17 protein-coding genes and 3 tRNA genes are annotated in these 21,484 nt (G+C 70.8%); 13 read left to right on the top strand and 7 right to left on the bottom strand.

The window, feature by feature from the left end:
• The first annotated feature begins 22 nt into the window (after positions 1-22).
• The 3 genes from ACFYSH_RS19870 (at position 23) to ACFYSH_RS19860 (ending at position 1,303) form a co-directional block, all read left to right on the top strand.
• Positions 23-364: a hypothetical protein gene (locus tag ACFYSH_RS19870; RefSeq protein ID WP_359464416.1), complete on the top strand. Its 342-nt coding sequence runs from the start codon at positions 23-25 to the stop codon at positions 362-364.
• Positions 365-543: 179 nt separating this feature from the next.
• Entirely contained in the window at positions 544-1,239 is a 696-nt protein-coding gene (locus tag ACFYSH_RS19865) for a bifunctional DNA primase/polymerase (RefSeq protein WP_388754084.1), read from the top strand.
• Positions 1,230-1,303 (top strand) — tRNA-Lys (locus ACFYSH_RS19860). Before ACFYSH_RS19865 ends, ACFYSH_RS19860 begins: the two co-directional genes overlap by 10 nt.
• Before the next feature lie 58 nt (positions 1,304-1,361).
• On the opposite strand, the gene ACFYSH_RS19855 is transcribed toward ACFYSH_RS19860, so the two are convergent.
• A complete protein-coding gene (locus ACFYSH_RS19855) occupies positions 1,362-2,603 on the bottom strand; it encodes a M6 family metalloprotease domain-containing protein (protein WP_359464420.1) in 1,242 nt (413 codons plus the stop codon).
• A gap of 422 nt (positions 2,604-3,025) precedes the next feature.
• Here ACFYSH_RS19855 and ACFYSH_RS19850 point away from each other — a divergent pair, with 422 nt between their 5' ends.
• Complete coding sequence (locus ACFYSH_RS19850; protein ID WP_388754081.1) at positions 3,026-4,867, top strand: putative bifunctional diguanylate cyclase/phosphodiesterase; 1,842 nt, start codon at positions 3,026-3,028, stop codon at positions 4,865-4,867.
• Positions 4,868-4,886: 19 nt separating this feature from the next.
• On the opposite strand, the gene ACFYSH_RS19845 is transcribed toward ACFYSH_RS19850, so the two are convergent.
• On the bottom strand, positions 4,887-5,987 hold the full coding sequence (locus ACFYSH_RS19845; RefSeq protein WP_359464427.1) for an LLM class flavin-dependent oxidoreductase: 1,101 nt from the start codon (positions 5,985-5,987) through the stop codon (positions 4,887-4,889).
• A 102-nt stretch (positions 5,988-6,089) separates the two neighbouring features.
• On the bottom strand, positions 6,090-6,854 hold the full coding sequence (locus ACFYSH_RS19840; protein WP_359464429.1) for a decarboxylase: 765 nt from the start codon (positions 6,852-6,854) through the stop codon (positions 6,090-6,092).
• Between the two features lie 571 nt (positions 6,855-7,425).
• On the opposite strand from ACFYSH_RS19840, the gene ehuB reads away from it, so the two are divergent.
• From ehuB to ACFYSH_RS19810, 6 genes are all read left to right on the top strand, one after another.
• Positions 7,426-8,328 carry an ectoine/hydroxyectoine ABC transporter substrate-binding protein EhuB gene (gene ehuB, locus ACFYSH_RS19835; protein ID WP_359464432.1) on the top strand — a complete coding sequence of 301 codons (903 nt, stop codon included), beginning with the start codon at positions 7,426-7,428 and terminating at the stop codon, positions 8,326-8,328.
• Between the two features lie 21 nt (positions 8,329-8,349).
• Entirely contained in the window at positions 8,350-9,084 is a 735-nt protein-coding gene (gene ehuC / locus ACFYSH_RS19830; protein WP_359464436.1) for an ectoine/hydroxyectoine ABC transporter permease subunit EhuC, read from the top strand.
• Positions 9,081-9,722, top strand: coding sequence for an ectoine/hydroxyectoine ABC transporter permease subunit EhuD (ehuD, locus tag ACFYSH_RS19825; protein WP_359464440.1), 642 nt, complete (start codon positions 9,081-9,083; stop codon positions 9,720-9,722). The genes ehuC and ehuD overlap by 4 nt, the downstream gene beginning before the upstream one ends.
• The gene (gene ehuA / locus ACFYSH_RS19820) at positions 9,712-10,545 is read left to right on the top strand and encodes an ectoine/hydroxyectoine ABC transporter ATP-binding protein EhuA (protein ID WP_388754075.1); all 834 of its coding nucleotides are present in this window, start codon (positions 9,712-9,714) and stop codon (positions 10,543-10,545) included. The genes ehuD and ehuA overlap by 11 nt, the downstream gene beginning before the upstream one ends.
• A gap of 176 nt (positions 10,546-10,721) precedes the next feature.
• The gene (locus ACFYSH_RS19815; RefSeq protein WP_359464442.1) at positions 10,722-11,480 is read left to right on the top strand and encodes an IclR family transcriptional regulator C-terminal domain-containing protein; all 759 of its coding nucleotides are present in this window, start codon (positions 10,722-10,724) and stop codon (positions 11,478-11,480) included.
• Positions 11,481-11,594: 114 nt separating this feature from the next.
• Positions 11,595-11,668 (top strand) — tRNA-Lys (locus tag ACFYSH_RS19810).
• A gap of 61 nt (positions 11,669-11,729) precedes the next feature.
• On the opposite strand, the gene ACFYSH_RS19805 is transcribed toward ACFYSH_RS19810, so the two are convergent.
• The 3 genes from ACFYSH_RS19805 to ACFYSH_RS19795 all read right to left on the bottom strand — a co-directional run bounded on the left by ACFYSH_RS19805 (position 11,730) and on the right by ACFYSH_RS19795 (position 15,683).
• Positions 11,730-12,320 carry a lytic polysaccharide monooxygenase gene (locus tag ACFYSH_RS19805; protein WP_359464444.1) on the bottom strand — a complete coding sequence of 197 codons (591 nt, stop codon included), beginning with the start codon at positions 12,318-12,320 and terminating at the stop codon, positions 11,730-11,732.
• A 170-nt stretch (positions 12,321-12,490) separates the two neighbouring features.
• Complete coding sequence (locus ACFYSH_RS19800) at positions 12,491-14,365, bottom strand: SPFH domain-containing protein (protein WP_388754070.1); 1,875 nt, start codon at positions 14,363-14,365, stop codon at positions 12,491-12,493.
• Positions 14,366-14,408: 43 nt separating this feature from the next.
• On the bottom strand, positions 14,409-15,683 hold the full coding sequence (locus ACFYSH_RS19795; protein WP_359464449.1) for a peptidoglycan-binding protein: 1,275 nt from the start codon (positions 15,681-15,683) through the stop codon (positions 14,409-14,411).
• Positions 15,684-15,852: 169 nt separating this feature from the next.
• Here ACFYSH_RS19795 and ACFYSH_RS19790 point away from each other — a divergent pair.
• From ACFYSH_RS19790 to ACFYSH_RS19780, 3 genes are all read left to right on the top strand, one after another.
• Positions 15,853-15,926: transfer RNA gene (locus ACFYSH_RS19790), tRNA-Lys, on the top strand.
• A gap of 318 nt (positions 15,927-16,244) precedes the next feature.
• Positions 16,245-18,152 carry a cellulose synthase catalytic subunit gene (locus tag ACFYSH_RS19785; protein ID WP_359464451.1) on the top strand — a complete coding sequence of 636 codons (1,908 nt, stop codon included), beginning with the start codon at positions 16,245-16,247 and terminating at the stop codon, positions 18,150-18,152.
• The gene (locus ACFYSH_RS19780; protein WP_388754066.1) at positions 18,149-20,083 is read left to right on the top strand and encodes a galactose oxidase-like domain-containing protein; all 1,935 of its coding nucleotides are present in this window, start codon (positions 18,149-18,151) and stop codon (positions 20,081-20,083) included. Before ACFYSH_RS19785 ends, ACFYSH_RS19780 begins: the two co-directional genes overlap by 4 nt.
• 96 nt (positions 20,084-20,179) lie before the next feature.
• On the opposite strand, the gene ACFYSH_RS19775 is transcribed toward ACFYSH_RS19780, so the two are convergent.
• Positions 20,180-21,250: a glycoside hydrolase family 6 protein gene (locus ACFYSH_RS19775; RefSeq protein WP_388754063.1), complete on the bottom strand. Its 1,071-nt coding sequence runs from the start codon at positions 21,248-21,250 to the stop codon at positions 20,180-20,182.
• Positions 21,251-21,484 lie beyond the last annotated feature (234 nt).

Here is a 21,484-nt window from a genome sequence, read left to right as displayed (position 1 = left end):
GCCGTACGAGGAAGGACACCACATGGCACAACCCGAGCGGAACGAGCGGCAGAGGCTGCGTCCGGCGCCGCTGCTCTTCGAGCCGTCGGAGGCGGCAGCCGATCCGGAGCACTTCTTCGACCTGGAGTCGATGGAGGACCCCGGCGCGCTGCTGGCCCGCGCGACGGAGCTGACGCTCGCCTTCCGGGCGGCGACCGACCGGGCCGTGGAGTTCCAGGCGGTGGCCGCCGCCCAGCTCGCCGATCCACGCCGTTTCGACCGGCTCACGCCCGCGGACATAGCCGAGCGCGCGGAGTGGACCGAGGACTACGCCAAGAAGATGATCGAGTTCGGCCGGTCCCTGCTGGAGACCCCCGCGTCCTGACCTCCGGCACAGGACAGGGCCCCGGCTACGGCCCGCGGCCGTGAAGCCGCACGACCGTACGTCACTGCGGGTACACCCGTGGCATATGCCGCCGGGCAAGATACCGCGTCGGTTCGCGCCCTGTCCGGCTTTCGGCAACTCTGCGGGACAGGAGCGTCACGGCCGGTAGACATGTCGTCATGAGCGCATGGCTGAACGACGAAACGACCCTGCGGACCGCCACAGCCGCCCCCCGAGGTGTCGACATCTTCGCCCTGCTGCGGGACCGCGCCGACCACCGGTCCGACGACAGGGCCGCTCAGGTCACGGCGTCCGGAGCGGCATGGCTGGCGGGCGCCTCGCCCAGTCCCCGCAGCACGCTCTCGCAGTGGGAGGCACATCCCTCCGCCCCCGGCGTCCTGCCGTGCGGCTCCGCGTTCGACGTCGTGAACGTGCCGGCACTGTTCGGCCGGCGCATGCTGGAGCGGCTCTGGGCCGAGGGGCCGGGGTCGGGCCCGGTGGCCACGCACCGGGGCAGGATGCTGCTGTTCGCCTCCCCGGGCACGGCCCAGCGGCTGCCGTCCCTGCTGGCGTGGGAGGAGTGGGGCACGGGGAGCGCCGGGGGCTCCCGCCACCCGGGCGCCCTGCCACCGGTCCTCTGTCACGGCACGGGGGACGCCGTCACCGTCCCGCCCCTGACCGGCTGCGAGGGCGCCGGCGGGCCCCGCTGGGTGGTCGCCCCGGACACCCGCGCCCCTTGGCTGCCGGGCCCGGACGTGCTGCTGTGGGCCTGTGTACGGGTGGGCAGGACGGCGGCCCCGTCGACCACCGGGAATTCGATTTTTCCTCCCGCCGATCCGGGTGCTAATGTCTACGACGTCACCAGGCGCCGTTAGCTCAGTTGGTTAGAGCAGCTGACTCTTAATCAGCGGGTCCGGGGTTCGAGTCCCTGACGGCGCACAGACGGAAGAGGCCCCTCGCGAGAGCGAGGGGCCTCTTCGTGTGCGTGGTGCGGGAGTCAGATGCCGGTGGCGACCCGGACGGTCCAGGCCCCCGACCGGGTCCGGTCGGCGACGTCGATACGGACGCGCTCCCCCGGCACGGTGAAGCGCTCCCCCTCCCGGATCGGGGCGTCCGCGAGTGGCGGGTAGACCGACCGGTCCCAGCAGGCGTCGGAATCGGGGTGGGTGTCCAGCACCTCCACCGGGCCGCCGCCGGAAGGCGTGGCGTTGCGGATGCGGTAGACGAGCACCCCCTCGGTGCAGGTCGTCCGGTCGTTGCCCGTGGCGCTGCGGGCCTCGATGGCCAGTGCGCTGCCCGCGCCGGTCCTGATGACGGCGAGCCGGGTCCCGAGGGACGCGCCCGGCACGGGCACCTCGGCCATGGGTTCCAGGGTGAGGTCGGCGGCGCCCTGCACGCACACGACCTCTTCGCCCTCCAGCCAGCCGAGCTTCCACTTGTGCCAGCCGAAGAGGTCCGGGGACAGCCCGAACTGGCTGCCCATCACGTCCCAGTCGCCGACGTACGTGTCCCAGTCGCCCTTCCCGTCCTCCGGCCGGTGGTAGAGGTCCGCCAGGTCGAAGACGTGCCCGGTCTCGTGCGCGAGGACGTTACGGTCCGGCGGGTGCTCCTCGAAGACGGTGACCACGCGCCGGATGTCCGTACCGTCGGCACGCACCGGCCGGTCGAAGTTGACGACCTTGGTGGCGTCGGAGTCGACACCGGGGGCGTCCGGATCGGCGACGATGTAGACGATGTCGTACGCGGAGAAGTCGGTCCCTTCGTCGGCGGCCTCGAGCGCGTCGCGCAGGTAGTCACTGCGCCGCTCGGAGCTCCAGTCGCGCTGTATGCCGTACGCGGTGGAGGGGCTCGGCATGGGGGTCCACTGCCGCTGGGGGTGGGCGCGCAGGGTGAACTTCCCGTACGAGGCACGCCGGAAGAAGTGGGTGGTGGAGGGGAAGTAGTCGGCGGCGAGCACCTCGGGGCCCACGACGGGTTCGGAGTCGGGGAAGGAGAGGAAGATTACGACCGCGTCGAGGCCGCGTTCGGGGCGTGGGTACGCGTCGTTCCAGGTGTCGAGGCCGAGGGAGTGGTGTGCCGCCGTCCGGGGCAGGGCGCACGGCCCGGCGTCCCGCGAGGCCGCCACGGCGGGTCCTGCCACGAGTCCGGTGGCGGCGAGCGCCAGGAGGGACGTCAGAGCGGCTGCCGCACTGCGCAGGCTCGGCTTCTCCAGCCCCCCGGACCCGTGCTGACGCGGCACATCTACCTCCGGGTGGCGAATGCGGGACTTCCCCCTCACCCTGGGCCGCTCCGGGGTCGTACGCCCTGTTGTGCTGCCCCACACGGGTCAGCGGTGGCCCGGGTGATGCCCTTGAGGCGCATGACTGCGCTCACGGACAGTCACAATCACTCACTCTGAAACACGAATCATCTGTATCGACGCAAAAGTGATCACTTACTGCCACACCACACGGGGCGCCTTCCGGGTGACAGGTATGGGGCAGGCGTGGGACATGCGCGTACCGCGTGTCCGAAACGGCGGACGCGCTGGAACGGCCGCCGCGCCACCCTCTATGCTTCACCTCGCTTTCCTGCGTGGTTCCCGCCTCTGGCACGGCACTTCACTCCACGCCCCTGCCCGGCCATACCTGTTCATGACGATCTGCACAGCGGGAGCGAGCGGTGAGCGGAACCACCGAAGGGCCGACCCCCCGGGCGGAGGCGGCCCCCGGCGCCGGCCCCTCGGAGATCACGCGGTGTGATCATCAGAGACCGGGCCTCTCCGAGCTGCGCGACTACCGCGCCGCGTACGCGGCAGCCGCTCTCCCGATGGCCGTCGTCGACCACCGCGGCCGGATCGCGAGGCCGAACGACGCGCTGGGCGGCCTGCTCGGCGCCGACCCCGCGTCCCTCACCGGGCAGCCCGCGGCCGGTCTCGTCGGTCTCGCATCGGACGGCCCCGCCTTGCGGGCGTACAACGAGGTCCTGCGCGGCGCCCGGCCCCGGTTCCGGTGCGTCCGTCGGCTCAAGCACACCGACGGCCGGCCCCTGTGGGCCGAGGTCACCGTCGTGCGGATGGGCGATGTGGCCGACGGCACCGGCCGGGTGCTGCTGTCAGTCGCCGACGTCAGCGAGCGGCGCGAGCTGCGGGAGCGGCTGCGCCATCTGCGGATGCACGACCCCGTGACCCGGCTGCCCAACCGCACGCTGTTCTTCGAGCGGCTCGCCGCCGTCCTGGCGACCCCGCCGGTCCCGGACGGCTCGCCGGCGCCCCGGCACGGCCGGATCGGCCTCTGCTACCTGGACATCGACGGCTTCAAGGCGGTCAACGACACCCTGGGGCACCGCACCGGCGACCGGCTGCTCGCCGCCGTCGCCGGACGGCTCACCCACTGCGCCGAGGCCGACGGTCTCTCCACCGGCAGCCCTCTGGTAGCGCGCCTCGGCGGTGACGAGTTCGCCATCCTGGTGGAGGACTCCTCGGGCACACAACAGCTCGCCGACCTCGCCCGCTCCGTCCTCGCGGCCCTCCAGCGGCCGTTCGAGGTGACCGGGCACCGGCTGTCGGTCTCCGCGTCGATCGGCGTGGTGGAGCGGGCCACCGCGGGCACGTCCGCCACCGCTCTGATGCAGGCCGCGGACACCACGCTGTACTGGGCGAAGGCCGACGGCAGGGCCCGCTGGACCCTCTTCGACCCCGAGCGCAACGCGCACCGGATGACCCGGCAGTCGCTCTCCTCCACGCTCGGCCCCGCCGTCGAACGCGGCGAGTTCACGCTGGAGTACCAGCCACTCGTCGGCATGGCGGACGAGGTCGTGCGGGGTGTGGAGGCACTGGTCCGGTGGAACCACCCACGGTTCGGGCTGCTGGCACCGAGCCGGTTCGTCCCGATCGCCGAGGAGGACGGCACGATCGTCCAGCTCGGCCGGTGGGTGCTGCGCACGGCCTGCCGCCAGGCCCGTCTCTGGCAGCTGGAGCACCCGGAGGACCCGCCGCTGTTCGTCAGCGTCAACGTGGCCGTGCGGCAGGTCCGGGACTCCGACCTGGTCACCGACGTGGCGGAGGTACTCGCCGAGACGGGGCTGGAACCCGGGCTGCTGCAACTGGAGTTGACCGAATCGGCGGTCATGGGCTCGCCGGGCCGGCCGCTGCGGGTGCTTCAGGCGCTCAGCGACATGGGGGTCCGCATCGCGATCGACGACTTCGGTACGGGCTACTCCAACCTCGCCTATCTGAGCCGGCTGCCCGTGTCCGTGCTGAAGCTCGACGGCTCCTTCGTACGCGGGTTCCGCTACGAGGACGGCGCGCACCCCAGCCCGGCCGACGAGACGATCGTCGAAGCCATGGTGCAGCTCGCGCACCGCCTGGGCCTGACGGTCACCGCGGAATGCGTGGAGACCTCGGGCCAGGCGGAGCGGCTGCGCCGGATCGGCTGCGACACCGGGCAGGGGTGGCTGTACTCGCGGGCGGTGGCCCCGGAACGGATCGCGGAGCTGATCGGCAGCAGGCCCCAGGACAGCTGACCGGGTCAGCTCGTTCCGGTCAGCTCGCCCGGGGCAGCCCGTAGGCGTCGGCGATGAGCTCGTACGAGCGCAGCCGGGCCTCACCGCCGTGCGCGTTGGCCGTGATCATCAGCTCGTCCGCGCCGGTGCGCTTGGCCAGGTCGTCCAGACCGCTGCGGACCTCGTCCGCCGTACCGTGGACGATGTCCTTCAGCCAGCCGTCGACGAATTCACGCTCCATCGGGCTGAAGTCGTACGCCTCCGCCTCCTCGGGACTCGGTACGAGACCCGGGCGGCCGGTGCGCAGCCGGACCATCGACAGGGCGCCGGTGAGTACCTGGCGACGGGCCTCGCGCTCGTCGTCGGCGGCCAGCGCCGCGACCCCGATGAGGGCGTAGGGGGCGTCGAGCACCGCGGAGGGCTTGAAGGACTCCCGGTACAGGTCCAGGGCGGGCACGGTGTTGCGGGCCGAGAAGTGGTGGGCGAAGGCGAAGGGCAGGCCGAGGACACCGGCGAGCCGGGCGCTGAAGCCGGAGGAGCCCAGGAGCCAGACCGGCGGGCGGGCGGCGGACTGGACGCCGCCGGGCGAGGTGGCCTGCACGGGCCCGGGGACGGCGTGGATACGGGCGTAGGGGTGCCCGTCGGGGAAGTCGTCGTCCAAGAAGTGGATCAGCTCGGCCAGCTGCTGCGGAAAGTCGTCGGCTCCCTCGTTCAGCCGGTCCGTACGACGCAGAGCGGCCGCGGTGGCACCGTCGGTACCGGGCGCCCGGCCGAGGCCGAGGTCGACGCGGCCGGGGGCCATCGCCTCCAGGGTGCCGAACTGCTCGGCGATCACCAGGGGGGCGTGGTTGGGCAGCATCACGCCGCCGGAGCCGAGCCGGATGCGCTCGGTGTGCGCGGCCAGGTGCGCGAGGATCACGGCGGGGGACGAGGAGGCCACGCCCGGCATGGAGTGGTGCTCGGCGACCCAGAAGCGGTGGAAGCCGCGGCTCTCGGCCAGCTTGGCGATGTCCACGCTGGTGCGCAGGGCCTGGGTCGCCGTGCGGCCCTGGCCCACCGTCACCAGATCGAGCACGGACAGGGGCACGGAGGCCGCCCCGCCCGCTGTGCCCCGAATCTGGTCGCCTCGGTTCTCGTCCACGTGTTTCGGCCTCTCCGGTGGTGCGTCTGGGTACCGGAGGGTGCCAACAGGAGGATGACTCCGCTTATTCCCGTACGGCTCTCTCCCGGCCGGGCCGGGCCGCTACTCCCGCACCTCGATGCCCCGGGGCTCGGTGGCGCCGAGCGGGGGCTCGCGGGTGGCGAACAGGGTGCCGAGGGTGGGGGCCCACATACGGCGTTCGGAGAGCCGGAGGCCTTCCCAGACGGCCACCTGGTTGGCGGTGAGGACCGGCTTCCCGAGGAGTTCCTCCAGCTCGGGGACGTACGCGGCGGTGTGCAGGGCGTTGTCGGGGAGCAGCACCACCTCGGCGTCGGGGTGGTCCCCCGCCACGGCCAGCTCCTTCACCAGTTCCACGTCCGCGGCGGCCGCCTCGGACGCCGCGATGATGCCGCTGCCCCGGGTGGCGGCCACCTCGACGCCGGCGGAACCCAGGAAGCCGGCGAACAGCGCGGCGACGTCCTCGGAGTAGGTGGCTGCTACCGCGACCCGGGAGGCACCCAGCTCGCGCACCGCGTGGACGAAGGCGATGGAGGTGCTGGACGCGGGGAGCCCGGCCGCCCTGGCCAGGTCCGCGGCCTGCGTGTGCGCCCCGTCCCAGCCGTAGGCGAAGCTGCCGGCCGAGCAGGCCCAGACCAGGGCTTCGGCGCCGGCCATCCGCAGCTCCTCGACCCCTGCGTCCAGGCGGTCCGGCGCGCCCGCGGCCCGCAGGTTCCCGGCCCTGCGGGTGTCCTCGTCGACATCGGTGTAGAACAGCGGCAGTCTGATGTCGCTGTCGAGCATGACCTCGATCCGCGGGAAGTCGTCCTCCGCGGCGTGGCCCGGGTAGAGAAGTCCTACGGTCGTCATGTCCGTCCTTCCGGTTCGGCCGGATGTCCTGGCACTCCAGTCACCGTTGCCCCTGCCTGGGACAAGTATTCCCCTTATGGCCCCATATCGTCGCCCGCAGCACGTGTGACCAGTGGTTTCACCCACGAGGCGGAGGCCCTGCCGACGGGTGTGCGCCCCGGTGCGGGCGTAGCCGTCCGGACACGCCCCGACACCGCGCCGGGGCCGGCCGACGGAACCGCCGTCCGGCACGCCGACGAACGGACACCGGCCGGTCGCGCAGCTCGCCCCGCCGCGCCGGGCAGCGGGCAGCCGCCTTCCGGCGCGGTGGGCATGCACCGCGACGCAACACCTTCCCCTGACATCACTGACCGATGTACGGCATGACGGGCACTCATGAAGGCGCGCACGCCGGGGTATACGCCCCGCACACCCGTCGTCGCCCCGCGCCCATGACGGGACACGGGAAGGTCACCCTCCGGCCACCGTTCGGTTACATGGCGGCGGTTGCTGCATAGGAGCCCTGGATCGGGCAGGTGCTCACCCTGTCCGGACTGTTCGGCACCCCGATTTCTCCAGGAGATTGCGAACCATGGCTGACTTCCCTCACCTGTCCCGTCGGGGCTTCCTTAATCGAACAGCCGCTGTGGGAGGTCTGCTCGTCGTTCCCGGCCTGCTCTCCGCCTGCAGCAAGACCGACGCCGGCGCGGCGGACGGTGAGGGTGCCCTCGACAAGCTCCGCAAGCAGGGCTTCGTCCGGGTCGCGTACGCCAATGAGGCCCCCTACGGCTACATGGAGGGCAAGGAGCTCAAGGGCGAGGCCCCCACCCTGCACCGGGAGATATTCAAGGCGCTCGGCGTCGACGAGCTGAAGCCCACCCTCTCGGAGTGGGACGGCCTCGTCCCCGGCCTGCAGGCGGGCAAGTACGACGTGGTCAGCGCGGGGATGGCCATCACCCCGGAGCGCTGCGCCAACGCCCTGTTCTCCGAACCGGAGTTCATCTCCCCCACCGCCCTGATGGTGAAGAAGGGCAACCCGAGGAAGCTCACGGACCTCGCGTCCGCGAAGGCGGCCGGGGTCACCATCGGCGTGATGTCCGGTGCGGTCGAGGGCTCGTACGCCGAAGGGGCGGGCATCGCCGAGGCGAAGATCAAGACCCTGCAGAAGCCGCAGGACGGCGCGGACGCCGTCAAGGGCGGCCGGATCGACGCCTTCCTGCTCACCGGGATCTCGCTGCGCTGGCTCGCGAAGACCAATCCCGACACCGAGGTCACCGAGGCGTTCGTCCCCGAGCTGGACGGTGTGAAGCAGTTCTCCCCGGGCGGCGCGGTGTTCCGCCAGGGCAACGAGGACCTGCGGGACTCCTTCAACCGCGAGCTCAAGAAGATCGTCTCCGACAAGTCGCGCTATGTGAGCCTGCTCCAGGACTACGGGTTCGGCGCCACCGAGCTCCCGCCGGCCACCCTGAAGACGGCCGATCTGTGCAAGGGCTGACGAGGGCGGAGCACCTACCGTATGAGTGACTTCTTCTCCACACTCCTCGATGAGTTTCCCCAGGTCAGAGCAGGTCTGTGGGTGACGGTCCAGGCCACCGTCCTGGGCTCCCTGCTCGCTCTGCTCCTGTCGTTCGCCCTCGGTTTGGCGGCCGGCAGTAGACTGCTCCTGGTGCGCGGGGTCTCCCGCACCGTCGTGGAGTTCTTCCGCGGCACCTCGCTCTACATCCAGTTGTTCTGGCTGTACTACGCGATGCCGCAGCTGACGGGCTACGAACTGACGCCGGTCCTCTGCGGCGTCGTCGCCTTCGGCCTGAACTACGGCGCGTACGGCTCCGAGGTCGTGCGGGGGGCGATCAATTCCGTGCCGCGCGCCCAGTACGAGGCGGCGGTGGCACTGAACATGACGCCCTTCCACCGGATGCGGAAGGTGATCCTTCCGCAGGCCTGGGTCCAGATGATCCCGTCCTTCACCAACCTGCTGATCCAGCTGCTGAAGTGCACGCCGCTGCTGTGGCTGCTCTCCGCCGCCGACCTGATGACCGTGATCCAGACGATCCGCGACCGCACGGGTGAGAGCCTGACCGCCTACCTGACGCTGCTGGCCGTCTACTTCGTCCTCGCCTATGCGCTGACCCTGCTGATGAACCTGCTGGAACGGACCGCCAAGCGACGGCTCGGCCTGCACACCGGCGGGGGAAGCCTGCTGAGGACACGCAGCGCGGCCCCCGCCCCGACGGCCGGAGGTGCCCGGTGACCACGTTCGACTGGGATGCCGTCGGGGAAGCGCTCCCCCTGCTGCTCGAAGGATTCCGCGTCACCCTGCTCGCGACGGTGCTGGGCACGCTCGTGGCCGCCGTACTCGGTCTGGCGATCGCCGTGGCCGGGCGGGCACCGTCCCGCTTCGTGACGGTGCCCGTGAAGGCCGTGATGGAGTTCATCCGCTCCACCCCGCTGCTGGTCCAACTGGTCGGTGCGGCAGCCGTCTTCACCTCGGTGGAACCGCTGACCATCGGCATCGTCGTGCTCGGCGTCCACTACGCCACCTACACCTCCGAGGTGTACCGGGCCGGCATCGACGGCGTACCCAGGGGCCAGTGGGAAGCCTGCCGGGCCCTCTCGATGTCTCCGCGGCGGACCTGGCAGGCGGTGATCCTGCCGCAGGCGGTGCGCAACGTGCTGCCCGCCCTCGGTAACTACGCCATCTCGATGTTCAAGGAGACCCCGTTCCTCGCCGTGATCACCGTGCAGGAAATGGTCTTCGAGGCCCGGAAGTACGGAGCCGACCACTTCGCGTACACCGAGGCTTTCACGCTCGCCGGCCTGGTCTTCCTGGTCGCGAGCTACCCCACCTCGCTGCTGATGAGAAAGCTGGAGAAGCGCCTTGGCCACTGACTCTGCCCCCCTGAAGGAGCCCGCGGACGCCGCACTCAGCACCGAGGCGGTCGGAGTGGAGCCGTTGGTCCGCTTCGACAAGGTCGTCAAGCGGTACGGCGACCATGTGGTCCTGGACGAGCTGGACTTCACCGTGCGGCGTGGTGAACACGTCACCCTGATCGGACCGAGCGGCTCGGGGAAGACCACCATCCTGCGGCTGCTGATGACGCTGGAGAAGGTCAGCGACGGCGTGATCTGGGTGGACGGCTCGCCGCTGTCGCACGTGCGCAAGCCGGACGGCTCACTGAAGCCCGCGGGCGAGAAGGAGCTGCGCGCGTCCCGGAAGAAGATCGGGATGGTCTTCCAGCAGTTCAATCTCTTCCCGAACATGAAGGTCCTGCAGAACATCACCGAGGCGCCGGTCAACGTGCTGGGGACGGACCGCGACGTGGCGGAGGCACGGGCCCGCGAACTGCTCGACCTGGTCGGGCTCTCCGGCAAGGTCGACGCCCACCCCTCCCAGCTCTCCGGCGGCCAGCAGCAGCGCGTCGCCATCGCCCGCGCGCTGGCGATGCAGCCGGAGATCCTGCTGCTCGACGAGGTGACGTCGGCGCTGGACCCGGAGCTGGTGGCGGGCGTGCTGGAGCTCCTCGGCGACATCGCGCGGAACACCGACATCACGATGCTCTGTGTGACCCACGAGATGAACTTCGCCCGCGACGTCTCGAAAAAGGTTCTGATGTTCGATGCGGGACGGGTCGTGGAGTCCGGTCCACCGGAGAAGATGTTCACCGACCCCGAACACGAACGTACGCGCGCGTTCCTCGACGCGGTGCTCTGACCTCACCGCCGACATCACGCCCATGACCTAGGCATGTGCCGACCGGCGGCGCCCCGGTCCCCGGAGCCGGGGCGCACCGCCGACTCCCCGACAGCCCCTCCGAATCGGCCACTTGGCGACTATCGTGGGTCAGGAGCGTACGGTCACGACCTGGCAGATGCCCTGAAGGGGGAACCGTGGCGTTGAAGCCCGAGCCGAAGGCGCCGTTCCATTCGGTCCAGTACGCCCTGCGTGTCCTCGAATCAGTGTCCACCCACGACAGCGGGGTGACCGACGCCCGGATCGCCCGCGAGACGGGGCTGCCGTCCGGCCACCTCGCACCCCTCCTGTTGATGCTGCGCCGCGAGGGATACATCGAGCAGGTCGCCGACGGCGCCTACGTCATCGGCACCTCGCTCCTGGAGCTCGGCTCCGGCGCCGCCCGCAGGCGGGCCGTGGAGGCGAGGCTCCAGCAGTCGCTGGTGCAGCTGCGGGACTCGGTCGGCGCGGCGGTCTATGTCAGCCGGTACGTCGACGGGGAGATCCGGGTGACGCAGGTGGCCGACGGGCCCCGTACGCCCGCCGTCAACGAGTGGGTCGACTTCCGCTCGGCGGCGCACGCCAGCGCGATCGGCAAGTGCCTGCTGACCCAGCTGGACCAGAACGGCCGCCGCGACCACCTGGCCCGGCACCGGATCGCCCGGCTCACCTCGCGGACGATCACCAGCGAGAAGGTGCTGTTCTCGAAGCTGGACAGCCAGCCGGCGACGGTGCCGGTACTGGATCTGCAGGAGTACGCCGTGGGCACGGTGTGCGCCGCCGTCCCGCTGACGGCGGGCTCGTCGGCGGGGTGCCTGGCCCTGTCCCTGCCGATCGAGCACGCGCACCGGCTGCGCGCCGCGGCGGCCACGCTGAACCGGCGCGCGGCACCGGTTCTCCTGTCGCTGGCGCTGTGAGCTGCGACGCACTCGGCCCGGCGCTGCGGCCCGGGCAACGCGCGGACGGCACCCGCCCGCCGGGCGGGTGTCATCAGCACCCCTGAGCACCAGGTATTATTTTCGAGTCAGCAGGCGCCGTTAGCTCAGTTGGTTAGAGCAGCTGACTCTTAATCAGCGGGTCCGGGGTTCGAGTCCCTGACGGCGCACAGACACCACTGTGGGTGGTCTCCCTCCGGGGAGACCACCCACAGTGCGTTGTGCCGCGAATCAGAACTTCACGTCGGAGCACGCGTAGAACGCGTTGGTGGTGTCCGCGACGTTCCAGACGGCCAGGATGACGTGCTTCCCGGACTTCTGGGTGGGCATGCTGCCCTGGTGCGTGAGGGTGGCCGGCGGCTGCTGGTTCCCGTACGGCACCGTCATGAAGGGCTGCGACTCCAGGGCGGCCCTGGTGAGCGGCTTGGTGGAGTCCCAGCCGTTCTTGGTGATGTAGTAGCGGAAGTCGCTCGTGGAGTGCCGGGCGGTGAACTGCCAGCGGAAGCTGTAGCCCTGCCCCGCGGTGACCTGGGTGGCGGGCCAGTTGCCGCCGCGCGGGTCGTCGAGCTGAGCGAAGGTGCTGTTACCGCCGGAGCAGATCTTGCCGTCCGCCGGTCCTGCCGCCGGGAAGCCCTTGGGGCCCTCGACGCTCTGCGGTTCCCACTGGATGTTGCCGCAGCCGGTGACGGTGCCGTTGGCGCAGAGCTTCTGCCGGCTGATGGGTGAGTCCGTGTAGCCGTGGCTGCTGGCGCTGCTGGTCGCGAACATGGAGACGCCCGCTATCGCCAGGCCGATGACGGCCGCGCTTGCCCTTTTCCGCATGCTGTGTCGCTCCTCGAGAACGTGGGGGGGTGTTCTGGGGATGAACCGAGCTGTGCTGCGCGCGCCTCACTGTGCGGTCTAGACCAAGTCCAGATTATTGACAGAGCATGAACATGTCCAGACCAATGTGCATCGCGTTTCGGCGCGTGCTCCCCTACGAGCGGAAGCGCTCAGACCGTTTCCCCACCGCTCCGGCCCACGTAGAACGCCACGGTCAGATCCCTGACCAAGGCCTTGTGTTCGTAGGCGTCGAGCTCGACGATGCCGCGCGCGGTCAGCCGGCCGACCGTGTCGTCCACCGCGTCGACCACCGAGGTCAGGACTCCGTCGCGGTGCTTCGCGTCGATGGCGGCCACCCGGCACCGCTGCATCGCCGCCGCGACCTCGGGGGCGTACTCGATCGCGGTCGGCTGCGCGGAGTACACCTCGATGCCCACCGGCGCGCAGTCCGCCCGCACCATCCGGGTCAGCGCGTCGCCCACCGCCTCCGCGTCGCGCAGGGTGCGGGCGTCCTCGTGGAAGGCGTCGGCGGGCAGCTGCGAGAGCACCCGCGCCAGCGCCGCCTCCACCTGGTCGCACAGATACCGCTCGTGGTCCGCGACACCGAGCGTCGCCCGCGCGGTGTCCTTCACCCTCCAGACGACGAGGACCACGGCCCGCAGAGCGGTACCGTTCGCGTCCACGGCGGGCAGCGACTCACTGCGCCAGTGCCGCAGGCGTACGTCGATCCGGCGGCGCCGCAGGAGGGGCGAGATCCACAGGAGACCGGTACGGCGGACGCTGCCCCGGTAGTCACCGAAGAGCGTCAGCACCGAGACGTGTCCGACACGGCCCCGCCCGAGACCGCAGAGCGCGAACAGTGCCACGGCCGCCAGCAGCGTGAGCAGCGCCCAGGCGCCGATGCCGACGCCGTCGTACGGACGCGCACCGAGTCCGAAGCGGCCGGTCAGGGAGGCGGGCAGCACGCCGTGCCACCCCAGCACGGCGAGTGCGGCGACCGCCGCCGTCGCCGTGGTGCACAGCGCCGACCACCCCGGCAGTGCGGGGCCGGGCCGCTCGGTGAGCCGGGGGTCGGCGAGGGGGGCGGGCCGGGTGGGGCTCTGCACCCGGGGGGAGGGCGGCAGGGACGGACGGCGGTCGGTGGGCCGCCGCACGACGCCGGCCCCGGCGGCGGTGGCGTCCGTGCCGACGGCCTCGCCGTCGTGGCCGTCGCCGGAGTCGTGGTCGCCGTGGTCGTGGTCGCCGTGGCCGTGGTCGTGGTCGTGGTCGTCGTCGTCGCGGAAGAGCAGGTGCACGGGGGCGGGGGCGGTGTTCTCGGTGGCGACGACGGGCTGCCTCCGACCGGCCTTCGACCAGGCGACCGGGTCCACGGCCCCGACGTGGAGCGCCGCCAGGGGGCGCTCCACGTCGGGGTCGGCCGGCCGGCTCCCGCCCGGGAGGGACTTCCGGAGGTCCGGCGGCCCGTCCCCGGGCCTGGCCCTCCGGCCCGCCGGAACGTGCTTCGCCTCCGGGAGTACGCCGGCGACGGCCTCCTGGGCCGGCTCCGGGGTGGACCGCAGGTCCGGACGCAGCGCTGCCGGAGCACGCGCCGGACCCGGGTCCAGGTCTTCCGGCTCCGGCCACAGGTGCAGGTCCTCCGGGTCGGGCTCCGGCTCCGGCTCCGGCTCCGGCCACAGGTGCGGGTCCTCCGGCTCCGGCTCCGGCTCCGGCGAAAAGTGCAGGCCCTCCGGCTCCGGCGACAGACCCAGGTCCAGGTCCAGGTCGACCAGGCCCCCACCGGCGGCCGGGGCGGTCGGGCCCACCACGGCCACCGCGTCCATCGCCGGCCACAGGTCCGCCGGGATGTCGTCCTCCAGCTCCACGGCGGACACCTCCACCCCGGGCGCCGCCACCGCGGGCGCCGCCACCGCGGGCACGGCGGGCTCCTTCTCCGGTTCCGGATCCGCCACCGGCGGCCCCGGGTCCCCCACACCGGGCCCGGGCAGGAGCACTCGCGTGTCCCGCGCGCCCAGCTCGTCCCACTCGCCCCGTACGTTCTCCGTCATTCGCATTCCCGCCTCCGTCATGTCCGTTCCGTCACCTCAGCCGTCACGCGAAGAGCCGTCGCCATGTCTCCGGCCCCGGATATCCGTCGGCCGCCCTCCCGCTCCAGCCCTGGGCACGCTGGAACGCCTCGACGTTGCGGCGGTAGGTCTCCGTCCAGTGCGGGCCGGGGCCCGTCACGTAGTGCGCGCCGTATCCCTTCTCCACCAGCCGGTCACCGAGCCGCTGGACGTGGGCGCCGGACCGCCCGGGGCGGAAGTGGCTCTCCCCCGGGTACGTCATGACCCCACCCGGCCCGGCGGCGGGGATCGGGTGCCCGCTCCCCTTGACCAGCAGGTCCCTGGTGTCGGGGCCGGGAATGCCGTCCGCGTCCCTGCCCTTCCACCCCTGCGCCAGCTGGAAGGCCCGTGTCGCCCGCCGGTCCGCGTCACTCCAGCGCGGCCCCGCGCCCTGTGCGTAGAAGCGCTCGCCGCCCTGGGCGATGAGCAGCTGCCCGAGCAGGGTGACGTGCGCGTTGTCCGCACCGGGTCCGAACTCCCCGACCCCGGGGAGCTCGGTGTCCGAGCCGCTGCCGCTCGCCCCGCTGACGACGCCCTTGTAGCGGTAGGCCACGTACTGCGAGGAGTTGCTCCAGTACGCCATCGGCGTCGTCGCCTTGCGCGTGTGCGGACGAGCCTGCTCGTACGCGAGGTAGTGACTGTGCGTGTCGTCGGTCCAGCCGCCGAAGACCGTGACGTGCGACCCCACCGCGGGGTCGGCCGGGTTGTGGAAGAGGAGGATGTCGCCGGGCTGCAGGTCCGCCCGGGCGATCTTCGTGCCGAAGGTGGCGAGACTGCCGGTCCACTCGTTGCTGCCGAGGTCCCAGGCCATCGACACGAACCCGGAGCAGTCCTGCCGGTAGCCGTCCGACCAGTACGCCGCCATGTCGTACGGGACCTTCGCCGTCACCCACTTCCTGGCGCGGGTGATGATGTCGGCCCGGGTCGTCGTGCGCTGCGCCGAGTCCGTGGGGCCTGGCGGCTCCGGGGGGCCGCCGTCGTCCAAAGGACCCACCGTGCCTTGCGGGGTGCCCGGCTGGGGGTCGGCCACCGTGCCGGCCCGGGCGTCGCGCCCGGCAGCGGTGGCGGCGGCCTGGCCGGCCCCGCAGGACAGGACCACCCCTGCCGCGGTGACGAGTACCAGCGCCCGCCGCGCACCGTGCGCCGCGGGGTGCCCGCCGTAGCGGACGGGCAGCGCGGCAGCCGTACGACGTCGTCGGGCGCAGCCCGGACAGCCGCAGTCGGCAGCGGGTTCGTACTCCTCGAAGACCGGCACAGTCATGCGACTCCTCTTCCTCTCGGCAGTCGTCCAGATCTTCCGTATCGCAACTTTCCCGGCATAGCTCATAGTGACTGACTAAAGGGAAAAAACGACCATCCGACAGGCCGCGCGAGAGAGGGATTGGTCAGGAGCACCTCCCCGCGTCGGGTAAAGTTGTCCAGGTCAGCAGGCGCCGTTAGCTCAGTTGGTTAGAGCAGCTGACTCTTAATCAGCGGGTCCGGGGTTCGAGTCCCTGACGGCGCACGCACACGAAAGGCCCCCTTCACCACAGGTGAAGGGGGCCTTTCGCATGCTCCCGGCGCGAAGGCGCCCCCGTGCGCCTTTCGTCACTCCTGTGCGCCTCCTTAACGGTATTCCCTTAAATGGCGTGTATGGCTGATAAATAGCCCGTTTCACCCTTGCGTTCATGGCACGAATCGGACAACCTGACCCGTGTCGGCCGGAGGATCCACGGGACCCCGGCCCGGGGGAAGAGGGACCGGCTACGAGCGGGGTGGGGACCCCGCCGACGTACGCACAGCAGAATTCACGCAGGGTGGCCCTGCGTGCGGGGGGATGACCATGACGTCGACGCCGTCAGGCGACCGGCAGCACAACGACCCTGCCCGGACGGTCCAGCTACGGCTGTCTCCGCGGCCGCGCGCCGGGAGGCAGAGGCGGCAGAAGCAGGCGCTGCCGCGCTACGACTACGAGCACTACAGCCGGCTCGCCGGGCCTCTGACCCAGCCCGGCCCCGACGAGCCGTACCGCGTGCGCTACCGCTCGCTGCTCTCGCAGGAGACCCACCGCGTACGCGCGGCACTGCTGCTGGGCGCCGCGCCGCTCGTGTCACTGGGCCTGTTCGCATGGCTCATGCAGCCGGAGCACTGGACGGAACGCGATCCGAACCTCAGGAACGACACCCTGCTCGTCCTCGACGTGGTGATGCTGGTGGCGATCGGCCTCATCGAGCTCTTCCGCACCCTGAACGTCCTGTCGAACGCGCACGCCACGCTGGTGGCCCGCGACCCGGTACCCGTCATTCCGGAGAGCGGCACGAAGGTCGCCTTCCTCACCTCCTTCGTCCCGGGCAAGGAGCCCCTGGAGATGGTGACGAAGACGCTGGAGGCCGCCGTACGCATCCGGCACCGCGGACTGATGCACGTCTGGCTCCTCGACGAGGGCGACGACCCCGCCGTGAAGGAGGTCTGCGCCCGGCTCGGTGTGCACCACTTCTCCCGCAAGGGCGTCGCCCGCTGGAACCAGGCGAAGGGCCCGCACCGGGCGAGGACCAAGCACGGCAACTACAACGCCTGGCTCGACGCGCACGGTGACGCGTACGACTTCTTCGCCTCCGTCGACACCGACCACGTCCCGCTGCCCAACTACCTGGAGCGGATGCTCGGCTACTTCCGCGACCCGGACATCGGCTTCGTCATCGGCCCGCAGGTCTACGGCAACTACGACACCTTCGTCACGAAGGCCGCCGAGTCCCAGCAGTTCCTCTTCCACGCACTGATCCAGCGCGCGGGCAACCGCTACGGCGCACCGATGTTCGTCGGCACGAGCAACGCCGTGCGCATCTCGGCCCTCCAGCAGATCGGCGGCCTCTACGACTCGATCACCGAGGACATGGCCACCGGCTTCGAGATCCACCGCCACCGCAACCCGCTCACCGGCAGGAAGTGGCGCTCGGTCTACACCCCCGACGTCCTGGCCGTCGGCGAGGGACCGACCGCGTGGACCGACTTCTTCACCCAGCAGCTGCGCTGGTCCCGGGGCACGTACGAGACGATCCTCAAGCAGTACTGGAAGGGCTGGTTCTCGCTCCCCGCGGGCAAGCTCTTCAACTACACGATGATGATCATCTTCTATCCGATGTCCGCCCTGAACTGGATCCTCGCCGCCCTCAGCTGCGCCCTGTTCCTCGGCATGGGAGCCTCCGGTGTCCAGATCGACCCGGTGATCTGGATGATGCTGTACGGCAACGCCTCGGCGCTCCAGATCGGCCTCTACGTCTGGAACCGCCGCCACAACGTCTCACCGCACGAGCCCGAGGGCTCAGGCGGTCTCGCCGGTATGGCGATGTCCGCGCTCTCCGCACCCGTCTACGCCCGCTCGCTGATGGACGCGGTACTGCGCCGCAAGAGCTCGTTCGTGGTGACGCCCAAGGGCGACTCGTCCAGCCCGGACACGCTCTTCGGCACCTTCCGTATCCACCTGTTCTTCATCCTGGTCTTCGGCGGTTCGATCGCCGCGTCGTTCGTCCTCGGCCACAGCCACCCGGCGATGCTCACCTGGGCCTGCCTGGCACTGCTGATCACCGCCGCGCCCGTCATCGGCTGGCGGTACACGGTCCGCGCCGAGCGGAGGAAGCGCCGCGACGGGCCGCCCGCCGCACCGGCGCCCGAGCCCGAGCATCAGCCCGCACCCTCGTGGGCGGGCCACGAAGACACCCTGCAGATCGCCCTTGGGGGACGTAACCGATGAAGTACCGTCCGAGCCGCCGTACCCGCCGCCTGGCGATCGGTACGGCGGTCGTCCTGGCGCTCGCGGGGGCCAACGGACCGTGGCTGTACCGCTTCAGCACCGAGCGCTACCACGAGTACGCCGTCAACCAGCCGGAATACAAAGCCAGGAACGGCCACTGGGACTTCCTCGACGTCCCGTCGGAATTCCGGATCAACACGATCCACGCCGCGCTGCTGCACACCGGCAAGGTGCTGCTCGTCGCGGGCTCCGGCAACAGCCAGAAGAACTTCGACGCGAAGAGCTTCCGGTCGGTGCTGTGGGACCCGCGGGAGAACACCTACAAGAACATCTCCACACCGAAGGACATGTTCTGCGCCGGGCACACCCAGCTGCCCGACGGGAAGCTCCTGATAGCCGGAGGCACGAAACGGTACGAGAAGCTCGAAGGCGACGTCACCAAGGCCGGCGGCCTGATGATCGTCCACAACGAGAACCCGGACAAGCCGATCACCCTGCCCGCGGGCACCACCTTCACCGGCCGGGACAACGGCAGGACGTACAGCTCCAAGGACCCGGTGCTGGTGGAGAAGGCCACCAAGGTCTTCGACAAGAGGACCGGCGCGTTCCTGCGGAACGAACCGGGGCTCGGCAGGATCTACGTCGAGGCGAAGAAGTCCGGGACGAAGTACGAGACGGGCACCGAGGACAACTACCGGATCCCGGGGCTCACCGGCGCCGACAGCCGCAACGTCTACGGGATCGCGCAGAAGCTGGCCCTCGACAAGAAGGACTTCCAGGGCATCAGGGAGGCCTACGAATTCGACCCGGTGGCCGAGAAGTACATCAGCGTCGACCCGATGAACGAGGCCCGCTGGTATCCGACGCTCACCACGCTGGAGGACGGCAGGGTCCTCTCCCTGTCCGGGCTGGACGAGATCGGCCAGATCGTGCCGGGCAAGGACGAGATCTACGACCCGGAGACCAGGACGTGGGAGTACACCGGCGTCGTCCGCAGGTTCCCCACCTATCCCGCCGTCTTCCTCATGAACAACGGCAAGCTCTTCTACTCCGGCTCCAACGCCGGTTACGGGCCGGCCGACGTGGGCCGCGACCCGGGCATCTGGGATCTGGGGTCCAACACGTTCGAGAAGATCCCCGGGCTCAGCGACCCGGACAAGATGGAGACCTCGGCGACCGTACGACTGTCGCCCGCCCAGGACGAGAAGTACCTGGTGATCGGCGGCGGCGGGGTCGGTGAGTCCGACAGGTCCAGCGAGAAGTCACGGCTGGTCGACCTGACCGAGGACGACCCGCGCTTCACGGACGGCGCCGGCCTCGCCGAAGGCACCCGCTACCCGAGCGCCTCGCTCCTCCCGGACGACTCCCTGCTGGTCACCGGCGGTTCCCACGACTACCGGGGGCGCGGCGGTTCGAACGTCCTGCAGGCCAGGCTGTACGACGCGAAGTCGGACAGCTATCAGCGGGTCGCGGACCCTGCGGTGGGCCGCAACTACCACTCGGGGTCCGTACTCCTCCCCGACGGCCGGGTCATGATCTTCGGCTCCGACTCGCTGTACGCCGACGACGCGAACACCCGGCCCGGCACGTTCGAGCAGCGCATCGAGATCTACACGCCGCCGTATCTGTACCGCGACGGGCGTCCGGAGCTGACCGCGGGGCCGAAGCGCATCTCCCGTGGCGGCACGGGGGTGTTCACGACCCGGCACACCCCGTCGATCACCTCGGCGAAGCTGATGCGCCCGAGCGCGGTCACACACGTCACGGACACCGACCAGCGGTCGATCGCGCTGGACCTGAAGAAGTCCGTCGACGGCATCACCGTGACCGTCCCGAAGAACCGGGCCCTGGTCCCGTCCGGCTGGTACATGCTCTTCGTCACCGATGCCGACGGCACACCGTCGGAGGGCATGTGGGTGGAGATCCCGTAGGGCGTGTTTCGAAAGTAGCGCCGTCCGCCCGAAGGGCCAGGCAGGCGGGACTTTCGAAACACGCCCTAGGATCTCCACCCACGGGGGCCGGCCCGCCTACTTCGTGGCGCGGGCCAGCCCCAACGCGTATTCCGGCCACCAGTCCCCGGCCTTGGGACCGCCCTTGCAGTCACCGTCGGACTCACCCGGGCGCTTGATCCACAGGTAGGCGTCCACCAGCGCGTCACCCGTCTCCGTCGTCGGGGACTCACCGAGCGCACGTCCCGGCGGGTTGCACCAGTTCTCCGCGGGGTCGCCGCCGTCGTACGGGCCGTTGCCGTTACGACTGGTGTCGATCACGAACGGCTTGCCGCCGACCTTCGCCGACAGCTGCTTCCCGAAGTCCGTACTCGCCGCCGTGGTCTGGAAGTTGGACACATTCACCGCGAAGCCGTCCGCCGCCGCGATCCCCGCCCGCTGCAGGGGCTCGAACAGCGCGTCGGGCGACTGCCAGCCCGCGTTGCCGGCGTCCACGTACACCGTGGTTCCCGGCTGCTGCTTCAGGCGCTCCACCGCGCCCTTGAGCAGGTCGTACCGATCCTCGTGGAACTCCTGGGGGGTGCACCCGTCGACCAGGTGCAGCAGCGCGTCCGGCTCCAGGATCACCGTGGCCCGGCGGTCACCGATGCCCTGGGCGACACCGTCCACCCAGGTCCGGTAGGCGTCGCCGTCAGCGGCCCCGCCCTTGGAGAACTGGCCGCAGTCCCGGTGCGGAATGTTGTACAGGACGAGCAGCGCGTCCCGCTCCGCCCGCTCCGCCGCCTCGGTGAAACCCTTCGCGGCCCCCTGCGGATCGTCCGGGCTGATCCACTCCCCCACGGGCTGCTCCGCTATCTTCCGGATCAGCTCGGCGTTCGCCGTCTCGCCGTCCTTCACATACGCGGCGACCTGCCGCGCGGCCCTGCCCTCGGGGTTGACCCAGTACGGGTCGCCGCCCTCGGGCTGCCGGCCGACGGCGGCCGGTGCGTCCTTCCCCCCACCGCCGGACGATCCATCGCCGGACGAGCCGCCGCCGGACGAGCCCTCGTCCGACGAGCCGCCGTCCGACGAGGAACACCCGGCCAGCAGCAGGACCGCGACCGCCCCGGCTGCCACGCTCGCCATCCGTCCGGTGCAACTGCCGTACATGCACTCCCCCTTGTGCCGATGCACTGCCGGTCGCATCCATCCTGGCACAGCGATCCGGGCCCCGGCCGGATCCGGACATCCTGCCAAATAATCGCCGGGTGCCACGTGCCGTCGGCCTACAGTGTCGTCCAGTGGGTACGCGTCGTCCCCGTACGAACGATCCGACCTCCCGCGTCGTGCCCGGGCCACTCCCGCGGTCCGGACACCGCGGTAGAGGACCGGCCCGGCCGGCGC

The organism is Streptomyces sp. NPDC005791 (assembly GCF_042871485.1).
Lineage (GTDB): Bacteria > Actinomycetota > Actinomycetes > Streptomycetales > Streptomycetaceae > Streptomyces.
Note: the sequence above shows the minus strand (reverse complement) of the source record. Positions and strands in the feature narration are given on the sequence as shown.

Bases quoted from the DNA above. Each gene is read 5' to 3' on its own strand.
- ehuC (WP_359464436.1), top strand. From the start codon at position 8,350: ATGAGTGACTTCTTCTCCACACTCCTCGATGAGTTTCCCCAGGTCAGA.
- ACFYSH_RS19785 (WP_359464451.1), top strand. From the start codon at position 16,245: ATGACGTCGACGCCGTCAGGCGACCGGCAGCACAACGACCCTGCCCGG.
- ACFYSH_RS19840 (WP_359464429.1), bottom strand. From the start codon at position 6,854: ATGACGACCGTAGGACTTCTCTACCCGGGCCACGCCGCGGAGGACGAC.
- ACFYSH_RS19870 (WP_359464416.1), top strand. From the start codon at position 23: ATGGCACAACCCGAGCGGAACGAGCGGCAGAGGCTGCGTCCGGCGCCG.
- ACFYSH_RS19780 (WP_388754066.1), top strand. From the start codon at position 18,149: ATGAAGTACCGTCCGAGCCGCCGTACCCGCCGCCTGGCGATCGGTACG.
- ACFYSH_RS19775 (WP_388754063.1), bottom strand. From the start codon at position 21,250: ATGTACGGCAGTTGCACCGGACGGATGGCGAGCGTGGCAGCCGGGGCG.
- ACFYSH_RS19795 (WP_359464449.1), bottom strand. From the start codon at position 15,683: ATGACTGTGCCGGTCTTCGAGGAGTACGAACCCGCTGCCGACTGCGGC.
- ACFYSH_RS19805 (WP_359464444.1), bottom strand. From the start codon at position 12,320: ATGCGGAAAAGGGCAAGCGCGGCCGTCATCGGCCTGGCGATAGCGGGC.
- ACFYSH_RS19800 (WP_388754070.1), bottom strand. From the start codon at position 14,365: ATGACGGAGAACGTACGGGGCGAGTGGGACGAGCTGGGCGCGCGGGAC.
- ehuB (WP_359464432.1), top strand. From the start codon at position 7,426: ATGGCTGACTTCCCTCACCTGTCCCGTCGGGGCTTCCTTAATCGAACA.
- ACFYSH_RS19865 (WP_388754084.1), top strand. From the start codon at position 544: ATGAGCGCATGGCTGAACGACGAAACGACCCTGCGGACCGCCACAGCC.